Here is a 19,631-nt window from a genome sequence, read left to right as displayed (position 1 = left end):
AACCTCTCCGGTTACTCGTCGTCAGTCTGGCGTTTGGTCCACGCCAGTACATGTCCCGAGGGCACCCGTTGTAAGCCGGGTGGATGCCATTCGGTTATCTCGCCCTGGCCCAAAATCAACAGGCCACCGGGGGCCAGACGCTCTGCCAAATGCAGAACGATCTCCTGGCGGCGCCAGCGGTGAAAATAAATCAGTAAATTCTGGCAAAAAATAATGTTCATTCTATGAATCGGCGCACTTTCGAGGTCCAGCACATTCAAACAATTAAAGCACACACGCTCGCGAAGGCGACTGCATATCTGTACCTGCTTGTTGTCAATCGGGCTGAAGTAACGGGCCTGAAACTCCGGTTTCATACCTTCAAGCCGGCGCAGAGTAAAGTAACCACGGCGGGCTTTTTCAAGCACTACCGGACTAATGTCCGATGCGGTTATCCCGAACAAGGGCTCTACGCCGCGCTGTTGCAAACAGTCAGCTAACACCATGGCCAGAGTGTAGGGCTCCTCACCGCTGGAGCAGCCAACACTCCAAGCCTCTAGAGGCCGCCGCGCCAGTTGTTCGCGCGAATGTTCATTTACATAATTGGCGACCATCTGGCAGGCATCCGGGTCACGAAAAAAACGGGTTTCATGAATCGTTAACCGGTCTACCAGACTGGCCCATTCACGGATAGCACCGCTACCGCAAACCACCGCCTGGTAATAGTCCTGATAGCTTGAGTAGCCAAGCTCGCGCATGCGTATGCCGAGATTGGTTTCTAAAAACGAGCGCCGCTCGCTTGCCAACGCCATGCCCGTGCGCTGCTCCAACAGCGTTTGCCACTGGTCAAACTGCCCTTCGTCCATGGCGGTGAAGTGCTTTGGTGTCCAGCGGCCGCTCATTGCGGTTTGATTGCCTGGGGCGTTTGCCATTGCTGCTTCCACCTCTGATTCAGACTCAGCTCACCAGCGGAACCTTCGTGTCTGCGACTTCGTCTTCTTCTGGAAGTTTGAAACCTGCTACCGACGAACGCAGCTCGAAGGCCATGTCTGCCAGATTACCGATCGAGTACGCCGTGGCATTGGTGCCCGATGAGGTCTGCGAGGTGATTTCCTGAATGACGTTCATAGTATTAGAAATGTGCAAAGCAGAAGAAGACTGTTGACGAGCCGCGTTGGAGATGTTTTGAATCAGCTCCGCCAGGTTCGTGGAAACGTTTTCGATTTCTTCGAGGGCGACACCTGCGTCTTGCGCCAGGCGGGCGCCACGAACCACTTCGGCAGTGGTGTGCTCCATCGAGATAACCGCTTCGTTGGTATCAGACTGAATGGTTTTTACCAAAGCTTCGATTTGCTTGGTGGCGGCAGAAGACCGTTCAGCCAGCCGTTGTACTTCGTCTGCAACAACGGCAAAGCCACGGCCGGCATCACCCGCCATAGAAGCCTGAATAGCGGCGTTCAGCGACAGGATGTTGGTTTGGTCGGCAATGTCGTTGATCAACGACACGATGTCGCCGATTTCCTGGGATGACTCGCCCAGACGTTTGATACGCTTGGAGGTTTCCTGAATTTGCTCGCGAATATTGTCCATGCCGCGGATGGTGTTCTGCACCACGTTGGTGCCTTTTTTGGCGATGGCAACCGAGCGTTCCGCAACCGCAGACGACTCTGCAGCGTTAGACGATACCTGGTCAATGGATACGGCCATTTCGTTAACCGCTGCCGAGGCGCCGGCAATTTCCTGTGCCTGGTGCTCGGAAGCGTCGGCCAGTTGCATAGCTGTAGACTGGCTTTCCTGAGCCGCTGTAGCAACTCGCACTGCGGTACCGCGAATGGCTTGCACCAGTCCGCGCATCTGGTCGATGGCGTAGTTGATTGAGTCGGCGATGGCGCCAGTAAAGTCTTCGGTTACCGTGGCCTCTGCGGTCAGATCACCGTCGGCTAGGTCGGCCAGTTCGTCCAGCAGACGTAAGATGGCGTTCTGATTCTGGTCATTCTGCGTTTGGGTTTTGGTCAATCGGGTCTGGGATTCACTATAAACCGCCAAACCAATGAGCACGACGATACCAATCGCGGCGGCCAGCAGCGCAAAGGCAAGAGTAGGATTAATGACTCGCGCGGCCGAAAGGTCACGCAGTTCCGTGGCCAATTTGGACAGTTCTGTGAGAAGAATTTCGGAGTTTTCGAAGATGTCGTTGGCGGCGTTGGAGACTTTGAACAGATCGGGAGACGCTTGCAATACCGCATCGGCGTTGCTGGCAATGAACTCGAACAGCTCGGCGACCGCCCCGAGCCCGTAGAGTGCATTTTCGTTAGCAACGCGGGTAATGGCCAGCGCGTTGTTGCCGTCAAGCTGGCCGTTCAGTACGCGGCCAAACTGGGTGGCGTCGGTCAAAAAGCGGTCGGCGGCGGTCACCGCGTCTTCGTCACCGGAGAGCACGTTGTTCACTGAACGGAACATACGCTCAGCCAGCAACGACTGACGTCGCGCCAGAGCAATCTGGGCTTCCGGGGCACCGCTGTCCTGAAGAACCATAGAAATGTCTTCGTATTCAACTTGCATTTGCGGGATGGTTTCACTGAGGGTGTTGGTCACTTCCCGCATGTTCATGACCGAGTCGCGGGTGGCCAGAATAATGTCGGCGTTTTCACGCACCGAATCCCAGTGCTGCTGCACATTGCTGGCAGCCGCGGCTTGACTGGCGGGCAGGCCAGTTTGCGGGTCGCCCTCGGTCAGATTGTTCCAGAGCTGGCGGAAGCTGTCGCGGGTATTGCTTAGCTGGTCAAACGCGCTGGCATTGCCACTGGCGGCCTCGGTGGCGTTTTTGGCGATCTGCTGCGACAGCACTCTCAGTTCGGCGGTGGTGTTCGTGTATTCGCGGTCGTACTGGCTGTCACGGTTAACCATGAACAGCACCACAACCAGCAATACGGTAAGTGCGATCAGCACGGTAGTCAGCCCGGCAATCAGTTTGTTGCCACCTTGTCTGCTACCGAGTCTTCCGGCTCTGTTTTTCATCTTCTGGCTCCCGGCCTTTGTTCTGAAATGGACAAGTCTGTTGTATTGGAATGGGTGCGGTCACAGGCTGACAAGCCTGCCACGGACGTTGCGATCAACGCTGTGCAACGTCAAGAAAGCGTTCGTCACCGAGCAGCTCGGTAGCCGAAAACACATTCCAGATTTCCCCGTTGCGGGTGTAGCCGCCGGCCACAAAAGGTCGAATACGATCAGGAACACCGCTGGTGTCTGATCTGAAATTTTCTACGCCGAAATATTGCATACCCAGAACGGAGTCAACAACTAATCCGCTGAACAAGTCGTCTTTTTCAACCACTAGAACCCTTCGTTGGCGTGGGCCGGTGCCGGAGCGGGGCAGCTCAAACAAAGTGTCAAGATCGACCAGCGGCAACAATCGGCCGCGCACGTTGGCCGCTCCCATCAGAAATGGGCGAACGCCTGGTATCTGGGTAAAACGGGGGACATGCAGTATTTCGGTAACCTCGCCCATGGGCGCAACGTAGTGTTCACCAGCCAGCATAAAACCGATTCCATTCCATTGTTCGGCCGCTTTTTCCTGCTCTGGAAGGCCTGCTGATAACTGGCGGCTACGCAGGGCTATGTTCGTCAGAACAGCAAAGGGGGACGGCTGGGCAGACATATGTACTCCATGTTTGAAAATCAGCCGATCAGGCTATTGATGACCTGAATCAGATCGTTCTCATTAACCGGCTTGACCAAATAACCTCTTGCACCCTGCCGAGTACCCCAAACTCGGTCTGTTTCCTGATCTTTGGTGGTCACAATGATGACCGGGATCGATGCCGTTTCCGGGGCGCGGGTCAGCTGGCGGGTGGCCTGAAAACCGTTTAGGCCCGGCATGACGACATCCATCAGCACCAGGTCCGGGGTTTCCGAGCGAGCTTTGGCCACGCCATCGGCGCCGTTATCTGCGGTCAGCACTTCGTGCTGGTGCTTTTGTAGCATGGTGGTGATTTTTTTCACCTCGGTAGGCGAGTCGTCAACAATAAGAATGCGAGCCATGATGTCCCCAATGAGTTCCGGAAATGTCAAAATTAGTGCTGCGCCTGAGGCACGAAATGACGAATTGTATTAAGCAGTTCGTCTTTGCTGAATGGCTTGGTCAGATACTGATCGGAACCCACAATACGGCCTTTTGCCTTGTCAAACAGACCATCTTTACTGGATAGCATGATGACCGGCGTTTTCTTAAAGGTAGAATTGTTCTTGATGAGGGCGCAGGTCTGATAACCGTCTAGCCGCGGCATCATGATATCAACAAAAATAATGTCGGGTTTGGAATCGGCAATTTTTGCCAGAGCATCGAAACCGTCAGTCGCGGTTATGACATCACAGCCAACTTTCTTTAAAAGGGTTTCGGCAGTGCGACGAATAGTTTTGCTGTCGTCGATTACCATGACTTTCAAGTTCCCGAAGTTGTCGTCCATTGTCCAACTACCTTGCGCTCAGCGACTGTATTGTTAGCAAACCGGGGTTCTAGCACAAACACCAATATTGTCCTATGAACTCCGCTCCTTTATAAAGTATAGGTGCCCGAATAGACAGTACTTGTTCGTCAATAAGCGTACTTTTGTCTGCCCCATCACGTTATGAGCTGAGGATTTCTGCAGATGCATTCACGGCTCGGGTACAATACCATCTGAACTGTCAGCATAGCACTATGTGAAATGCCTGCTTTGCAGACCGGTTCGTATTTTTAAATCCCCGGCAATAGAAAGAGACGTTATGACAGTCCGACTCGGTATCGTGATGGATCCCATTAACAGGATCCAGTTCAAAAAAGACAGCTCGCTGGCCATGCTTTGGGCCGCTCAACAACGGGGCTGGCAGTTGGTTTATATGGAACCCGAGGACATGTACCTGAAGGGCGGCCAGGCTCGGGCCCGCAGCCGCAACCTGACTGTGCGGATGGACCCAAACGACTGGTATAGCTTTGAATCGGAGGACGATATTGCCCTGGGCGATCTGGACGTTATTCTGATGCGCCAAGATCCCCCGGTCGATCGTGAATTTCTGATGGCCACCTATATCTTGAGCGCTGCTGAAGTGCAGGGCGCGCTGGTGGTGAACCCGCCGGCTACTCTGCGTGACTGCAACGAAAAGCTGTTTGCCACCCAGTTTGAAGATCTGACGCCGCCGCTGATTGTCACTTGCTCTTCAGCGCGCTTACGCGCGTTTTACGCCGAGCATAAAGACATCATCATGAAGCCAATCGATGGCATGGGCGGCAGTTCTATATTTCGTATTAAAGAAAACGACGGCAACCTGGGCGTGATCATTGAAACCCTCACTGAACACGGCACCCGGCAGGCTATGGCGCAGAAGTTTGTGCCCGCAATCACACAGGGCGACAAACGCATTCTGATGATTGAAGGTGAGCCCGTACCCTACGCGTTGGCGCGCATACCCTCCGCCGGTGAGAATCGCGGTAATCTGGCTGCCGGTGGCCGCGGTGAAGGCCGCGAACTGACCGACCGCGATCGCGAGATATGTGCCCGGGTGGCTCCGGTGATAAAAGCCAAGGGCCTGATGTTTGTGGGTCTGGACGTGATTGGTGATTACCTGACCGAAATCAACGTAACCAGCCCCACTTGTATCCGCGAACTGGACGCCGCCTTTGGCATTGATATCAGCGCGATGTTGATGGACGCCATTGCCAAACGACTGCAGCAGCGCTGATTGTTTAAAACGGCATTAATCTGATGGTTCAAGAGCAACGGGAATGGCAGTTCAGGTAAGCGATGTTGATCGGTTTTCGTTCACCCTGTTTATGGCTTTGGCGATTCACGGGGTGATTGTGTTGGGCATTACTTTCGCGCCCGAAACACCGCCGCCATCAGCGCAAACCATGGAAATTACCCTGTCGCGTTTCGCCGATGAAAAAGCGCCGGAAAAAGCGGATTTTCTGGCACCCACCAACCAGCAGGGCAGCGGCAGCGAAGAACAGGCGAAAGAACTGACCAGCCCGCAGTCGGTGGAGTTGAACCAAACCGAAGTGGCGCAGGTTCAACCCGAGCCTCAGGCGCAGCCCGAACCACAGTCGGTGCAACAGCAAGCGGTGGTGAGTACCCAGGCGTCCAGTACAAGGCAAGTTGCCAAGCCAGAGATTCGCGCTGAAGCAGTGAAAGAACTGCCCACAAAGCCAACGCCAAATCTGCTGCAGCGCAGCCTGGAAATTGCCAGTCTGGAAGCCCGGCTAGACGCCCAGCAACAAGCCTATTCACGCAGGCCCCGTGTGCTGCGGGTAACCGCGTCTTCAACGCTTCAGTCCAGCAACGCCTGGTATGTCCAGAACTGGGTCAGCAAGGTTACCAGAGTGGGTAACATGAATTACCCCGCCGAAGCCCGGAACAGCGGTCTTTATGGTGACTTGCGTTTGCTGGTCACACTGCGCAAAGATGGAAGTCTTAAGGAAGTTCTGGTGATGCAGTCGTCCGGGAGCACTTTACTGGACGATGCAGCCATTCGCATTGTGAGGCTTGCGGCGCCCTATCCGCCATTCCCCGAGGAAATGAGCCGCAATGTTGATGAACTGGAAATCATACGTACCTGGTCATTCCAGCAGCGGGGGCTGACATCCAGATGAGCGATACTGCCAAGACAACGGACAATTTCCGCAATCATTTTCTGGTGGCGTCACCGTGGATGAGCGACCCGCGTTTTCATGGGGCGGTCATCTATGTGTGTGAACATTCCGCCGAGGGGACGCTGGGTTTGACCGTGAACCAGCCGCTGGATATACACTTGGGAGAAATCCTGGAACAGCTCGACATGCACGGCGGTGAACTGGATTTGCCAGTGTTTGCCGGCGGCCCGGTGCAGACGGAGCGTGGCTTTGTGCTGCATAACCCTGGGCAGCGCTGGCAGCATACCGCGGAAGTGACCGCCGACATCTGGCTGACTACCTCGCGCGACATATTGGCCGACATTGGCGCTGCCAAGGGGCCGGATGAATTTCTGGTGGCCTTGGGTTACGCCGGTTGGGGTGATGGTCAGTTGGAAGCGGAGTTGGGTGGCAATACTTGGCTGACGTGTCCGGCGAGCCCAGACTTATTGTTTCGTACGCCTTGGAATCGTCGCTATCAGGCGGTTTTGGCCAGTATGGGCATCGACATTAACCAGCTTAGCGAGACCACAGGCCATGCATGAAGCCGGCCAGCGCCGCGTTATGGCGTTTGATTTTGGCACCCGCCGCATCGGCATTGCCGTGGGCCAGGAAATGCTTGGCCGCGGCGAGCCACTGACCATGATCGCGGCCCGTGATGGCACGCCAGACTGGGCCCAGCTGGAAAAACTGCTGCGCGAATGGCGCCCTGACTTGGTGGTGGTAGGCCTGCCGCTGAATATGGACGACAGCGAAAACGAGATGTGCCTCCGCGCTCGCAAATTTGGCAAGCGACTGCACGGACGCTTTCACGTAACCGTGGAAATGGTGGACGAGCGCCTGACCAGCTATCAGGCCAAAGGTGAAGTGATGGCCGCCGGCGGAAGCCGCAACTATGGGCGCGATGGTATAGATGATCGCGCCGCGGTACTAATTCTGGAAACCTGGTTTAATCAATAGCCCTGTTTAACAACCCATGTTGAACTAACCAATGCTAACCACAGTGCCTGCCAGGCGCTGCGACGAGGATCTATGAACGGACAACTTGATATAGAGCCACTGCTGGACAAAATGGAAGCCGGTCTGCGCCAGTTGCTGCAGGAACGTGGCGTAAGTTCACCGGCGCTTATCGGGATTCGAACCGGTGGTGTGTGGCTGGCCGCTGAGCTGGCCCGGCGCCTGCAATTGCAGGAACCGTTCGGTGAGCTGGATATTTCATTTTATCGCGACGATTTCAGTCGTATTGGTCTGAACCCTAAGGTAAAGCCGTCGAGCTTGCCGTTTGATACCGCCGATCGAGACGTCGTGCTGATAGACGACGTGATCATGAGCGGCCGTACTATTCGTGCCGCGATGAATGAAATCTTCGATTATGGCCGCCCGGCCAGTATTATATTGGCTACGCTGATTGATTTGGGCGCCCGTGAACTGCCGGTGCAGCCCGATGTGCGTGGCCTTGCGCTGACGCTGGAGACCAGCCAGCGCATAAAGTTACGCGGGCCTGATCCGCTGCGTATTGAACTGGAACAGGCCTAGCCTCAACTAAGCCACATTCTAGCCACGCCCCAGCCACCTTTGTTCATACAGGCAAACCATGACTGCAACCGCTACCGGCCCTCATCATTTGCAGCTGACCCGGGAAGGTCAGTTGCGGCATTTTCTGACTCTGGACGGTCTTGGCCGCGAGTTGCTGACCGACATCCTCGACACGGCTGACTCCTTTATAGAGGTGGGCGAGCGCACTATTAAAAAGGTTCCGTTGCTGCGCGGGCGTACTGTGGTGAATCTTTTTTTCGAATCCAGTACCCGCACCCGCAGTACCTTCGAGCTGGCGGCCAAACGCCTGTCTGCAGACGTACTGAATCTTGATATCAGCACCTCGGCGACCTCCAAAGGCGAATCCCTGGCGGATACCTTGTACAACCTGGAGGCCATGGCCAGCGACATGTTTGTGGTGCGTCACGCCCAAAGTGGTGCACCGCACTTTATTGCCGAAAGCGTGACGCCCAAAGTGGCCATCATTAATGCCGGCGACGGGCGCCATGCCCACCCCACCCAGGCCATGCTGGACATGCTTACAATTCGGCAGCATAAAAAAACCTTCGCCGGTCTAAAAGTGGCCATTGTAGGCGATGTGTTGCATTCACGCGTGGCGCGCTCGCAGATTCGTGCTCTTAACGAGCTGGGTGTGGCCGAGGTGCGGGTGATCGCACCTGGCACGCTGTTGCCCCGGGATGTAGAAGCGCTAGGTTGCACCGTAGAGTACGACATGCTGCGCGGCATGAAAGATCTCGACGTGATTATTATGCTGCGCCTGCAAAAAGAAAGAATGGAAGGCGCGCTTCTGCCCAGTGAAGGCGAGTTCTACCGCCTTTACGGTCTTGATCGGGTCAAACTGGCGCTGGCGAAACCGGATTGCATTGTTATGCATCCAGGGCCAATTAACCGCGGCGTAGAAATCGAATCAGCGGTGGCCGACGGGCCGCAGTCGGTTATTTTGAATCAGGTAACCAACGGCATCGCCATTCGTATGGCGGTGATGTCCATGGCCATGGGTGGCCAACTGGCTGAGCGTCAGCAAGCGTTGAACGACATGGCAAAGCAAGAGGTGCGCTCATGAAACTGTCTTCCCGCCCCCCTGCTGGCAGCGTGAAAATCATGGGTGGCCAGTTGTACCGTGGAGCCACGGCGACCAGCGCTGGAGCGCTGGAAGCCAACCCTGGCTTGCTGATAAAAAATGGCCGTATTGCCGCTCTTGGCCCCGACGCCCTGACGCAAGCGGCCGATGAAACCTTGATGGCGGAAAATTGTATTGTCAGCCCGGGGTTTCTGGATTTGTGCTGCAATCTTCGCGAACCGGGCAATAGCCAAAAAGGCAATATGTCCTCGGAAACACGGGCTGCTGCACACGGTGGATTTACCAGCGTGTGCGCCGCACCCGACACCTCGCCAGTGAACGATTCTGGCGCTGTGACCAACCTGATTCGTGACATAGCCGCCAGCCGGGCGTTGGTCCGAGTGCTGCCCATAGGCGCGGTTACCCGTGGTCTGAAAGGTGAGCTGCTCAGTGACATGGCCGGTTTGCAGAAGGCAGGTTGTGTTGCCCTCGGCAACGCCTCACGGGGCTTGTCCAACGCACGAGTTCTACGACGTTGCATGTCTTACGCCCAAACCTTCGGATTAACGCTGATGTTCAGCCCGGAAAATCAGGCGCTGGCCGCCGATGGTTACGCCCACGATGGCCTGGTGACCACACGTCTTGGTCTGCTGGGGATTCCGGAGGTGGCGGAGACTACCGCGGTCATGGAAATGATCCTGCTGGCAGAGGAAACCGGTGTGCGCTTGCACCTTAGCCAGCTGTCGTGCGCCCGCAGCGTGGATATGCTGGCGGAAGCGCGCCAACGGGGAATTCAGGTCACCGCTGACGTGGCCATGCACCAGCTGGCCTTTACCGAAGACGCGCTGAGTGGATTTGATAGTCGTTTTCACGTGCGTCCGCCACTGCGTTCAGAGAGTGACCGGAAGGCCCTGGTGGCAGGAGTTCGCGACGGTGTTATTGACGCCATTGTGAGTCAGCATCAACCCCATGAAAGCGCGGCCAAACAGGCGCCCCTGGCCGCCAGCGAGCCGGGTTTATCGAGTATTGAAGTTGTGTTGTCACTGGGCTTGGAGCGGGTAGCCGCTAACGAGCTGAGCCTGCCGCAATTATTGCGCGCGCTGACCGCTGGCCCTGCCGCCGTGCTGGGTCAGAGCGCGGCAAGCAACGCAGGTCTGAGTGCCGGTGCAGTGGCAGATCTGTGTATTTTCAATCCCGACCAGTCTTGGTCCCCTGGCCCCGGCACTCTGGTGTCTGCCGGTGGCAATGGGCCGGTACTGGAACGCTCAATGCCGGGTGTGGTGTGTTACACCCTGGTTGCCGGCCATAAGGCTTGGCCGTCACTGTTGCCTTAACAAGCTGGTGAACGCCTGTGTTTCAGAGGGCCAGCAGCGAATGCCGGCGTTTGGAAGGCCATAAAAAAGCGCCTGGCGTAACCCGCAAGGCGCTTTTTTTTAGCTTGGCTTTACTGCTTGGGACCGGCTGCAACGATTGCGTCCGACACGTCGAACTTTTTGAAGTTTTCCACAAATTGGCCGATCAGCTCGGCTGCTTTTTCGTCGTAGGTTTCGGTGCTGGCCCAGGTGTTGCGTGGGTTCAGCAATTTGCTGTCAACGCCTGACACGCGGGTTGGCACGCTCAGGTTCAACGTGGGCAAATGCTCGATTTCCACATCGTCCAGCTCGCCGTTTTGAATGGCGCTGATCAGGGCGCGAGTGGTGGGAATACTGAAGCGTTTGCCTTCGCCGAAGGAACCGCCGGTCCAGCCGGTATTCACCAGGAACACCTTGCTGCCGAATTCGTCCATCCGCTTCATCAGCAACTCGGCATAAACACCGGCCGGACGCGGGAAGAAGGGTGCACCAAAACAGGTAGAGAAAGTGGACTCCAGTTTTGATGAAGAGCCCATCTCGGTTGAGCCCACCAGAGCGGTATAGCCGCTGAGAAAGTGATAGGCCGCCGCTTCTTTGCTGAGGATTGATACCGGGGGCAGAACGCCGGTCATGTCGCAGGTCAGAAAGACAATGTGCGACGGCTCGCCGGCCAGGTTTTCTGCTACGCGCTTTTCGATGTGCTCGAGTGGGTAGGCACAGCGAGAGTTTTCGGTCAGCGATACGTCGGCGTAATCTGGCTCGCGAGTTTCTTCGTCAATCATGACGTTCTCGACGATGGCGCCGAAACGGATCGCGTCCCAGATAATTGGTTCGTTCTTTTTGCTCAGATCAATACACTTGGCGTAGCAACCGCCTTCGATGTTGAAGACAGTGCCGGGGCCCCAGCCGTGCTCGTCGTCGCCAATCAGGTAGCGCTCCGGGTCTGCAGACAGGGTTGTTTTGCCGGTGCCAGAAAGGCCAAAGAAGAGGCAGGTTTCGCCGTCGTCGCCCACGTTGGCAGAGCAGTGCATGGGCAGCACGTCTTTCTCTGGTAGCAGGAAGTTCTGTACCGAGAACATGGCTTTTTTCATTTCGCCGGCGTAGCGCATGCCAGCCAACAGGACCTTGCGGCGGGCAAAGTTGATAATAACAGCGCCGTCGCTGTTGGTACCGTCACGCTCGGGCACGCATTTGAAGTTGGCAATGTTAAGAACTTGCCATTCCTGCTTGTCAGCCGGGTTGTAGGTGTTCGGACGAATAAACAGGTTGCGGCCAAACAGATTCTGCCAGGCCAGCTCGGTGGTCATCTTGATGGGAAGGTAGTGCTCTGGATCGGAGCCTACATGCACAAGAGACACGAAAGAATCCTGCTCGGCCACGTAAGCTTCGACTCTTTCCCATAGGGCGTCGAACTTGTCGGCGTCGAACGGGCGGTTGATCGGGCCCCAGTGAATATCGTCAGCGGTACTGGGTTCTTGCACAATATAGCGGTCCATGGGAGACCGGCCTGTGCGTACCCCGGTTTTAACCACCAGTGAGCCATTTGCAGCCATTTGGCCTTCGTTGCGCGCCAGTGCTTGTTCAACCAGCTGTGCCGTTCCTAGATCTTGATAAGATATGCTCACTACGATCTCGCCCTCGGGTGTCTTGGTGATTGCCAGGGCCGCACCGGAAGCGGTGAAAAACTGAACAATCGAGTCAATCTAGGCGCACCATTATGCCAGACGCGCCAGTAAAAAACGAATGCCATCCAAGTCTGCCTGGTGGCCTTTTTCAAGCCGCTGCCGTCGCTCGTCAACACGCGCTCAATGCAGGGTGTGACCGGTAAATAACTGGTCTACGTCGACGCGGTTAAAACGGTAGTGTGCATGGCAGAACTGACAGTCCATTTTAATGGAGCCCTGTTCTTCCAGAATGCTATAGCATTCCTCGCTCCCAATCGCTTCTAGCGCGTTCATTGTGCGCTCACGGGAACAGCCGCAGCGGAAGGCCACCGGTTCCGCGTCAAATACCCGCACGGTTTCTTCGTTGAACAGGCGGTGGAGTAGTGTCTCGCTGTCCAGTTCAAGCATTTCGCTGGCTTCTACGGTGCGTGCCAGGTGATTAATTCGCTCCCAAAGTTCGTCATCTTCTGGGGTGTGACCGGGAAGGCGCTGCAGCAGAAGGCCGCCGGCTTTGTCTTCGCTGGAAAACAGCAACAGCGATGTGGCGATTTGTTCAGAGCGCTCAAAGTATTCTTCCAAGCAGCCTGCCAGGCTGTCCCGCTCGCGGGGTACAACACCCTGGTAGCGCTGGCCTTGGTCAGGCGTGATGGTAATGGCCATGCGGCCGTCGCCCAATAGCTGTTGAAAATCACCGTCGCCGATGGCTTGATCGTCAAACCGCGCTAATCCGCGTACGAAGCGGTCGTGGCTGCATTCCGACATCAGCGTTTGCACAGGGCCATCACCCTGAGCCTGTAATGACAATGCACCGTTAAACTTCAGCGTGCTGCTCATTAACACGCTGGCCACCAGCGACTGGCCCAGTAATTGGCGCACAGATTCTGGGTAGGGGGCCTGACGACCGATTTGCTGATAACTTTCATCCAGCTGTACCCAGGCCCCGCGGATCTGGCTGTCTTCAAATATAAAGCGCTGGAACTGATCGCCGGACGCCATTGTGTGTCTCCTGAAAAAACGTGAAATAAAGCGGCTGCTAGAGCCCGCTGTGTTCGCGAAACCGGTCGATGTCGCGGCGGTCCTTTTTCGACGGGCGCCGTGCCGGTGGAAGCTGGGAGGCTTGCATGGTCTTGCGTTGCAAGGCCATGTCTTCGCGCTTTTTCACGCTGTCTTCGGTTTCGTGATAAAGCAGGGCCGCTTCCGCTGCCCCGCGGCGGTGGTCGCTGATATCGTCTACCACCACAATTTTTTCCTGCAAGCCTAGCCGTATCGACAGTTCCGCCCCGGCTTCCATCAGTTTTCCGGGCTTACAACGCTGGGTGTTGTAACGCACTTTGCCGCCTTCCACCGCGCCTTTGGCTAGGGCGCGGGTTTTAAAAAAACGCGCCGCCCATAGCCACTTGTCTAGTCTGACGCGGTCATCGTCGTTTTTGTTGGGTGTTGCCATGTCATCTCACCTTTTGCTGCGCGAGTTGAGTATAACGGTGTCATCCCGCAGATGGCAGGGGCCGCTGCTTCTGCAGTTGTGGCAGTACTTCATCGAAGTCATGAATGCCGGTGATTTGCGGGTGAGCGCGATTGGCAGGCTGCTGGCTGTCTGGTGCCAGCACCGCCAGCAGTTGTGCGATACCGGCTTTAGCGGCGCTCTCAAGCACGGGAAAACTGTCGTCTACCATCAGGGTGCGGCTGCGATCGTAGGGGGTCACACGGTGCAGTGCTTGCCAAAAAGCAGGGTCTTCCTTGGGTTTGCCAAGCTGATGGCTAGAGACTATGTCGTCAACCAGGGTGTCCAAGCCGGTACGCTCAAGTTTCATGGCCAGGGGATCCGGGTGGCAATTGGTGGCAATCACCGTATACAAGCCGCGTTCGCGCAGGCTAGATAGAAACGCCCGCACATGGGGCCGGTAGCTCACACGTTCACCGACCTCGGCTTTCAGCCCATTGATGTCCATGGACAGCTGGTTGCTCCAGTAATCGGTGCAGTACCAGTTCAGTGAGCCACGCTGGGCCATAATTAAAGCCATCAGCTGTTGTTTGGCTACCTGAGGTTGCAGATTGTTTTTTTGTGCGTAGCGCAGCGGCAAATGTTCCAGCCAAAAATGGTTGTCGAAATGCAGGTCCAGCAGTGTTCCGTCCATATCCAGAAACACCGTATCGAGCGTTGACCAGTTCACCATAAACAAAAATAGCCCGTGAAGTTTCTCACAGGCTGCCTCAATTGATTGCGCCTGACAACCCAGGCTTGTGCTGATCTAGAGCCGTTGAAGCGAGATAGATCAGTTCGCGGGTTGCCCAACGGTGTCATGCTTGCGTCCGCTGCGAGTGCAGCCCAGGCAGCGCGTAAATGTGGCTCTGGCCGGCCCAGCTACCAATACTTCGCCGGCTTCAGCGGTGTTGCCACCCAGCAGTGAAAATGGCAGTGACACCAAGTACACCGCGCTGCCCACAATAGTCGTCGCCAACAGTAAAGGACGCACAATCAATGCATCCGTCGTCATAGCGAGCGCAGAAGGGCTCTCGTCTAACGTGTTGGCGTGGCCGATGGCGGAAAACGAGAGCAGGCTGGCGACCATCATCGTCTTCAAAACAGTCGTCAAAATTCGGGTCAGCTTGCGGGTCATTCGATGTCTCCTTAGCGAAAACAGCCCTGATTAATTACAAGAGCTATGATCGGCTGTTTTACGTGACTACTTTATTGAACAGCGGCCGCAACAATGGTCGAACTGCAAACAATCAGTATAGCAGCTCTGGTCTGTAGCGCTGTTAACTATGAAGCATATTTGCGCTTTTTCAAACGATTTTGGCAGATTGAACACGGCCTCATCGCTGGCAGCGGGTGCAGTATACCGTCGCTCGCTGATTCATGCGGATTTCCTTCAGCGTAGTCTGACATTCGGAGCAGGGCTGGCCGCCGCGGCCGTACACCAGCAGCGACTGTGCGAAATAGCCGGGCTGGCCGTCGCTGTTAACAAAGTCCCGCAGGGTGGTGCCACCCATCAGGATGGCGGCCATCAGGGTTTCCTGAATCACTTCGACCAATCGGTGGTAGCGGCTAAGGCTGATGCGTCCGGCTTGCCGTCGCGGGTGAATGCCGGCTTTGAACAGAGCTTCGTTGGCGTAAATGTTGCCCACGCCCACCACCACATGGCCGTCCATAATAAAGGATTTGACCGCAGTGCTTTTGCCCCGGGAACGGCGAAATAAATAGACGCCGTTGAATTCGGGCGCCAACGGCTCTGGCCCCAGGCTAGCGATCAGCGGATGAGTGTTGGGATTCGAGGACCACAGCCAGCAGCCGAAACGACGTGGGTCGTTGTATCTCAGGCGTACACCCGAATGCAGCATCAGCTCTACGTGATCATGGGTTAATGCAGCGCTGTCGTCGGTAATGATTCGCAGGCTGCCAGACATGCCCAGGTGCACAATAACGCTGCCGCTGTCGAGATTCAGAAACAGGTATTTGGCGCGCCGCTCAACACTGCGTATCACTTCCCCTTCCAATCGTACACTTAGATCTTCTGGCACCGGCCAGCGCAATCGACCATTACGAACGCTGACAGAGCGAACGGTCTGGCCTTCCAGGTGGGGGGCTATGCCACGGCGGGTGGTTTCAACTTCAGGCAATTCGGGCACGGTAATCACTCCGTTATAAAAAGCAGCGTCAGGCTGGTGTGGTGTCGGTAACCTTAAACTGATGTTGAGTCGGTTATCCGAAACAGGCAGTAGCATACCTGCCCGGCGCTCTTTTGCCGCTGCAATTGCCAGCCGGCCGGCACCGCTGGGGTCGTCAGTTCACTTTCGTGTTCTAAATAAACCCAACTACCGGGTTTGACCCAGCCGTTGTCTGCCAGCGCGGGCAGCAGTCGTGTTAGCCAACCCTGACGAAAGGGCGGGTCAATAAAGACTATGTCAAAGCTTTCCCCCGGGCTCGCCAGAAAGGCGTCGGTGTCCTGGCGCACAACACGGGCATTGTCGGCCTGCAGAAGTGCAAGATTACTGTTGAGCGCTTTGACCAGTTCTGGCGTGTGGTCCACAAACACACTGTGGGCTGCACCCCGTGATAACGCCTCTAGCCCGAGTGCACCGGAGCCTGCAAACAAATCCAGGCAGCGAGCCCCGGCCAGATGGAAGCGCAGCCAGTTAAAAAGCGTTTCGCGAGTGCGCGCCGGCGTGGGCCGCACACCTCCGCTGTCTGGAAATGTCAGCTTGCGGCTGCGCCAATCGCCGCCGATGATGCGTAATTCGCCCAGGGTTCCACGACCGGAAGCCGATTTAGGGCGCTGACCATCGGCGGCGTGTTGCTTTGGCAAAGGGCGCGGTGATTTGCGGCGCTGAGGCATGACATGTGTCCTGAAAGGCGGTGATTGGGCCGGCCCATGATAAATCAAAAGCGCCGCCGTGTGCTCTACCTCGCTAACCGGCAGCAGTCTGTTAGAATAGCGGCCTAATTTGTCCCGCTTATTTTGGATTCAATGGTATGACTGTAACGGCAGAGTGGATTTCAATTGGCCTCGCGGCCTTGCTTGTTTTGTTGTTCGTGCTGGATCTCGCCAGCAACCGGCGAAAGATTCCGCGCCCGCGCACGTTCGAGTTGCGTCAGCCAGACTCGCAAGCCGCGCCTGCGCCGCAACCGCTGCCTGAAACAAAGCCAGAGCCTGATGCCGAACCGGCCGCGCCCAAGCTGGAAGTTGTACCTCAACAAGCGTTAGTCAAACCGGAGCCCGAGATTAGCGTTCTTGAGCGCATTCGCCGCGGCCTGGGCAAAACCCGCGCTAGCTTTACCGGCGGTCTGGCGGATATGTTCGCGGTGGGCAAGAAGATTGACGCAGACCTGCTGGAAGAAATTGAAACCACACTGTTAATGGCAGACGTAGGCGTAACCGCAACCACCGAAATTATTGAATCGTTGACTGAGAAGCTTAAGCGCGACCAGCTCAAAGATGGTGAAGCCCTGCGCCACGCGCTGCGCGACCAGCTCCACGGCTTATTAACAGATGTCAGTAAGCCGCTTGTGATCGACGCCCAGGCGAAGCCCTATGTCATTCTTATGGTTGGCGTGAACGGGGTGGGAAAAACCACCACCATTGGCAAGCTCACCAAGAAATTTCAAGACGAAGGCAAGTCTGTCTTGCTGGCCGCGGGTGATACATTTCGCGCTGCCGCAATGGAGCAGTTGCAGGTTTGGGGCGATCGCAATAAAGTCCCGGTGATTGCCCAGCACACCGGCGCCGACAGCGCGTCTGTTATTTTTGATGCCATTCAGTCGGCCAAGTCACGTGGCATTGACGTGGTCATTGCTGACACGGCCGGGCGCCTTCAGAACAAAGACAACTTGATGAGCGAGCTGGAAAAAGTCGTGCGGGTGATGAAAAAGCTCGACGCCGCAGCTCCCCACGAAGTTATGTTGGTGCTGGATGCCGGCACCGGCCAGAACGCATTGAATCAGGCTCAGGTGTTTCAGCAAGCGGTGGGCGTCAGCGGCATCACGCTGACCAAACTCGACGGCACGGCCAAGGGTGGTATTGTGTTCGCGATTGCTCGCCAGCTGCAGCTACCGATTCGTTTTATTGGCGTGGGGGAGCAGGTTGAAGACCTGCGCAGCTTTGACGCCCGTGCCTTCGTCGACGCTCTGTTTGACTAACGTTTGAGCGCCAGCTACCAGGGATTGTGATGATCGAGTTCCGCCAGGTCACGAAACGCTATGACAGCGATCACACCGCGCTGCGACAGGTAAACTTTGCTCTTAATCGGGGCGAACTCGCGTTTCTGACCGGGCATTCCGGGGCCGGTAAAAGCACCTTGCTGAAACTGCTGATGGTGATGGAGCGCCCTAGCGCCGGTGAAGTATGGGTGGGTGGGCAATTGTTGAACAGCCTGCCGCGGCGGCAGATCCCCTACATTCGCCGTCACATTGGCGTGGTGTTTCAGAACCACCAGTTGCTGTTTGACCGTACCGTATTTGACAACGTTGCCATGCCGCTGCAGGTCATCGGAGTGGCCCCGGGTGACATCGGCCGGCGGGTGCGCGCGGCGTTGGACAAAGTGGGTTTGCTGAGCAAAGAGAAAATGAACCCCTTGCAGTTGTCCGGTGGCGAACAGCAGCGCGTCGGCATTGCTCGGGCGGTGGTGAATAAGCCTCCGGTGCTGCTGGCCGATGAACCTACCGGTAACCTCGACCCGGAGCTGTCTGCTGATATAATGAACTTGTTTGGCCAGTTCAGTCAGGTTGGCGTAACCGTGTTGATTGCCAGCCACGACATTACGCTAATTAACGACATGAACCGCCGCACCCTAAGGCTAGACCAAGGCCAGCTGGTGGCTGATGGCCGTCCGCGGACGGAGGCTAACCGTGGCTAAAGCACCGGTACCGCGGCATAGCGGCGCCCGTCAAAGTGCCTCGCCGCTGAAGCAGGTTGCGGGCAGTTATCTGGACCACCACCGCACGGTAGCCCGCGATAGCATAGCGCGCATGTGGCGCAATCCGGTGTCCAGCATGATGACTTGGGCTGTTATGGGTGTTGCGTTGGCGCTGCCGGTCGCGTTGTTACTGCTGCTAGCTAGTTTGCAGAATGTCAGTGCCGGTTGGGAAAACGGCGCGCGGGTGACGGTTTACCTTGGCCTTGAAACACCTTTGCCGCAGGCCAATACGTTGGCCGATCAGATAGACACCGACAGTCGGGTGGCGTTTGTAGAACTGGTAGACCGCGAGCGCGCCCTGGCTGAGTTTCGCGTCAGCTCCGGGCTTGCCGACGCACTGGATTTTCTGCAGGAGAACCCGCTGCCGCATAGCCTATTGATTACGCCGGAGGCGAGTTATCGCAGTACCGACGGTGTCGAGGCTTTAGTTAAGTACCTTCAAGGCCTGCCTGCAGTGGAGCGTGTACAGGTGGACCTGGGCTGGCTGCAGCGGCTGAATGCCCTGGCTGGCTTATTGACGCGGGCGGCTCTGGCACTGGCAATCTTGTTGGCGGTTGCGGTCGTATTAGTTATTGGTAACACGGTGCGCTTGGCCATTGAAAGTCGGCGCGATGAAATTCTGGTGGCCAAACTGGTGGGTGGCACTGACGCCTTTGTGCGCCGCCCTTTTCTGTACACCGGCGCCTGGTTTGGTTTGGGTGGCGGATTAGTGGCCTGGCTGTTGTTGCTCATAACGTTTTGGTGGCTAAGCGCACCGGTAGCAAGATTAGCGGCGTTATATCACAGTGATTTCGTTCTGAGTGGGTTGGACTTTGAAAATGCAGGAGTGTTGATATTTACTGCCATGACACTGGGCTGGCTCGGAGCCTGGGTGGCGGTGCGAAGACACTTAGATGACATGGAACCCGGAGACCACTAGAATGGCTGGCCGAAAGTCTGTAGACACCCATATTTACCGCGTT

General features: G+C 56.3%; 22 protein-coding genes. 10 read left to right on the top strand and 12 right to left on the bottom strand.

All coding sequences use genetic code 11. The features are described 5' to 3' along the window. Positions 1–11: 11 nt before the first annotated feature. The 5 genes from ABA45_RS17265 to pilG all read right to left on the bottom strand — a co-directional run bounded on the left by ABA45_RS17265 (position 12) and on the right by pilG (position 4,445). Positions 12–911 carry a CheR family methyltransferase gene (locus ABA45_RS17265; protein WP_048388223.1) on the bottom strand — a complete coding sequence of 300 codons (900 nt, stop codon included), beginning with the start codon at positions 909–911 and terminating at the stop codon, positions 12–14. Between the two features lie 25 nt (positions 912–936). After that, positions 937–2,997: a methyl-accepting chemotaxis protein gene (locus tag ABA45_RS17260; protein WP_048388218.1), complete on the bottom strand. Its 2,061-nt coding sequence runs from the start codon at positions 2,995–2,997 to the stop codon at positions 937–939. 94 nt (positions 2,998–3,091) lie between these two features. Further along, positions 3,092–3,637, bottom strand: a complete 546-nt coding sequence (locus ABA45_RS17255) for a chemotaxis protein CheW (RefSeq protein ID WP_048388216.1) — start codon at positions 3,635–3,637, stop codon at positions 3,092–3,094. Positions 3,638–3,657: 20 nt separating this feature from the next. Then, positions 3,658–4,020 (bottom strand): twitching motility response regulator PilH, encoded by a 363-nt coding sequence (gene pilH / locus ABA45_RS17250; RefSeq protein WP_048389226.1) that lies wholly within the window; start codon positions 4,018–4,020, stop codon positions 3,658–3,660. 32 nt (positions 4,021–4,052) lie between these two features. Further along, positions 4,053–4,445, bottom strand: coding sequence for a twitching motility response regulator PilG (gene pilG, locus ABA45_RS17245; protein ID WP_014872951.1), 393 nt, complete (start codon positions 4,443–4,445; stop codon positions 4,053–4,055). Positions 4,446–4,743: 298 nt separating this feature from the next. Between pilG and gshB the strand changes: the two genes are divergently transcribed. The 7 genes from gshB (at position 4,744) to ABA45_RS17210 (ending at position 10,573) form a co-directional block, all read left to right on the top strand. Continuing rightward, on the top strand, positions 4,744–5,697 hold the full coding sequence (gene gshB / locus ABA45_RS17240; RefSeq protein WP_084708380.1) for a glutathione synthase: 954 nt from the start codon (positions 4,744–4,746) through the stop codon (positions 5,695–5,697). Positions 5,698–5,740: 43 nt separating this feature from the next. Then, entirely contained in the window at positions 5,741–6,604 is an 864-nt protein-coding gene (locus ABA45_RS17235; RefSeq protein ID WP_048388214.1) for an energy transducer TonB, read from the top strand. After that, a complete protein-coding gene (locus ABA45_RS17230) occupies positions 6,601–7,167 on the top strand; it encodes a YqgE/AlgH family protein (RefSeq protein WP_014872948.1) in 567 nt (188 codons plus the stop codon). The genes ABA45_RS17235 and ABA45_RS17230 overlap by 4 nt, the downstream gene beginning before the upstream one ends. Further along, positions 7,160–7,582: a Holliday junction resolvase RuvX gene (gene ruvX, locus ABA45_RS17225; RefSeq protein WP_048388211.1), complete on the top strand. Its 423-nt coding sequence runs from the start codon at positions 7,160–7,162 to the stop codon at positions 7,580–7,582. The genes ABA45_RS17230 and ruvX overlap by 8 nt, the downstream gene beginning before the upstream one ends. Positions 7,583–7,654: 72 nt before the next feature. Then, complete coding sequence (pyrR, locus tag ABA45_RS17220) at positions 7,655–8,158, top strand: bifunctional pyr operon transcriptional regulator/uracil phosphoribosyltransferase PyrR (RefSeq protein WP_048388209.1); 504 nt, start codon at positions 7,655–7,657, stop codon at positions 8,156–8,158. A gap of 58 nt (positions 8,159–8,216) precedes the next feature. Continuing rightward, the gene (locus ABA45_RS17215) at positions 8,217–9,242 is read left to right on the top strand and encodes an aspartate carbamoyltransferase catalytic subunit (RefSeq protein WP_048388207.1); all 1,026 of its coding nucleotides are present in this window, start codon (positions 8,217–8,219) and stop codon (positions 9,240–9,242) included. Beyond that, the gene (locus tag ABA45_RS17210; RefSeq protein WP_048388204.1) at positions 9,239–10,573 is read left to right on the top strand and encodes a dihydroorotase; all 1,335 of its coding nucleotides are present in this window, start codon (positions 9,239–9,241) and stop codon (positions 10,571–10,573) included. Before ABA45_RS17215 ends, ABA45_RS17210 begins: the two co-directional genes overlap by 4 nt. A 110-nt stretch (positions 10,574–10,683) precedes the next feature. On the opposite strand, the gene ABA45_RS17205 is transcribed toward ABA45_RS17210, so the two are convergent. From ABA45_RS17205 to rsmD, 7 genes are all read right to left on the bottom strand, one after another. Then, positions 10,684–12,216, bottom strand: a complete 1,533-nt coding sequence (locus tag ABA45_RS17205; protein WP_048388203.1) for a phosphoenolpyruvate carboxykinase — start codon at positions 12,214–12,216, stop codon at positions 10,684–10,686. Positions 12,217–12,396: 180 nt separating this feature from the next. Continuing rightward, on the bottom strand, positions 12,397–13,251 hold the full coding sequence (hslO, locus tag ABA45_RS17200) for an Hsp33 family molecular chaperone HslO (protein ID WP_048388202.1): 855 nt from the start codon (positions 13,249–13,251) through the stop codon (positions 12,397–12,399). A gap of 37 nt (positions 13,252–13,288) precedes the next feature. Next, positions 13,289–13,699 (bottom strand): ribosome-associated heat shock protein Hsp15, encoded by a 411-nt coding sequence (gene hslR / locus ABA45_RS17195; RefSeq protein ID WP_048388200.1) that lies wholly within the window; start codon positions 13,697–13,699, stop codon positions 13,289–13,291. A 40-nt stretch (positions 13,700–13,739) separates the two neighbouring features. Further along, positions 13,740–14,429 carry a GMP/IMP nucleotidase gene (gene yrfG / locus ABA45_RS17190; protein ID WP_048388198.1) on the bottom strand — a complete coding sequence of 230 codons (690 nt, stop codon included), beginning with the start codon at positions 14,427–14,429 and terminating at the stop codon, positions 13,740–13,742. 99 nt (positions 14,430–14,528) lie between these two features. Further along, a complete protein-coding gene (locus tag ABA45_RS17185; protein ID WP_048388196.1) occupies positions 14,529–14,873 on the bottom strand; it encodes a hypothetical protein in 345 nt (114 codons plus the stop codon). Between the two features lie 199 nt (positions 14,874–15,072). Beyond that, positions 15,073–15,885 (bottom strand): bifunctional DNA-formamidopyrimidine glycosylase/DNA-(apurinic or apyrimidinic site) lyase, encoded by an 813-nt coding sequence (gene mutM, locus ABA45_RS17180; protein ID WP_048388194.1) that lies wholly within the window; start codon positions 15,883–15,885, stop codon positions 15,073–15,075. Between the two features lie 53 nt (positions 15,886–15,938). Next, on the bottom strand, positions 15,939–16,592 hold the full coding sequence (gene rsmD / locus ABA45_RS17175) for a 16S rRNA (guanine(966)-N(2))-methyltransferase RsmD (protein WP_048388192.1): 654 nt from the start codon (positions 16,590–16,592) through the stop codon (positions 15,939–15,941). A gap of 137 nt (positions 16,593–16,729) precedes the next feature. Between rsmD and ftsY the strand changes: the two genes are divergently transcribed. From ftsY to ftsX, 3 genes are read left to right on the top strand one after another with little or no spacing between them, the layout of a single operon-like run. Next, the gene (ftsY, locus tag ABA45_RS17170) at positions 16,730–17,893 is read left to right on the top strand and encodes a signal recognition particle-docking protein FtsY (RefSeq protein ID WP_048388190.1); all 1,164 of its coding nucleotides are present in this window, start codon (positions 16,730–16,732) and stop codon (positions 17,891–17,893) included. A gap of 29 nt (positions 17,894–17,922) precedes the next feature. Continuing rightward, entirely contained in the window at positions 17,923–18,609 is a 687-nt protein-coding gene (ftsE, locus tag ABA45_RS17165) for a cell division ATP-binding protein FtsE (RefSeq protein ID WP_048388189.1), read from the top strand. Then, a complete protein-coding gene (gene ftsX, locus ABA45_RS17160) occupies positions 18,602–19,588 on the top strand; it encodes a permease-like cell division protein FtsX (RefSeq protein WP_084708379.1) in 987 nt (328 codons plus the stop codon). Before ftsE ends, ftsX begins: the two co-directional genes overlap by 8 nt. Positions 19,589–19,631: the final 43 nt, after the last annotated feature.

This window comes from Marinobacter psychrophilus (assembly GCF_001043175.1).
In the GTDB taxonomy this organism is placed as follows: domain Bacteria; phylum Pseudomonadota; class Gammaproteobacteria; order Pseudomonadales; family Oleiphilaceae; genus Marinobacter; species Marinobacter psychrophilus.
The sequence above is the reverse complement of the archived record's forward strand: the minus strand, read 5'-3'. Positions and strand labels throughout refer to the sequence as shown.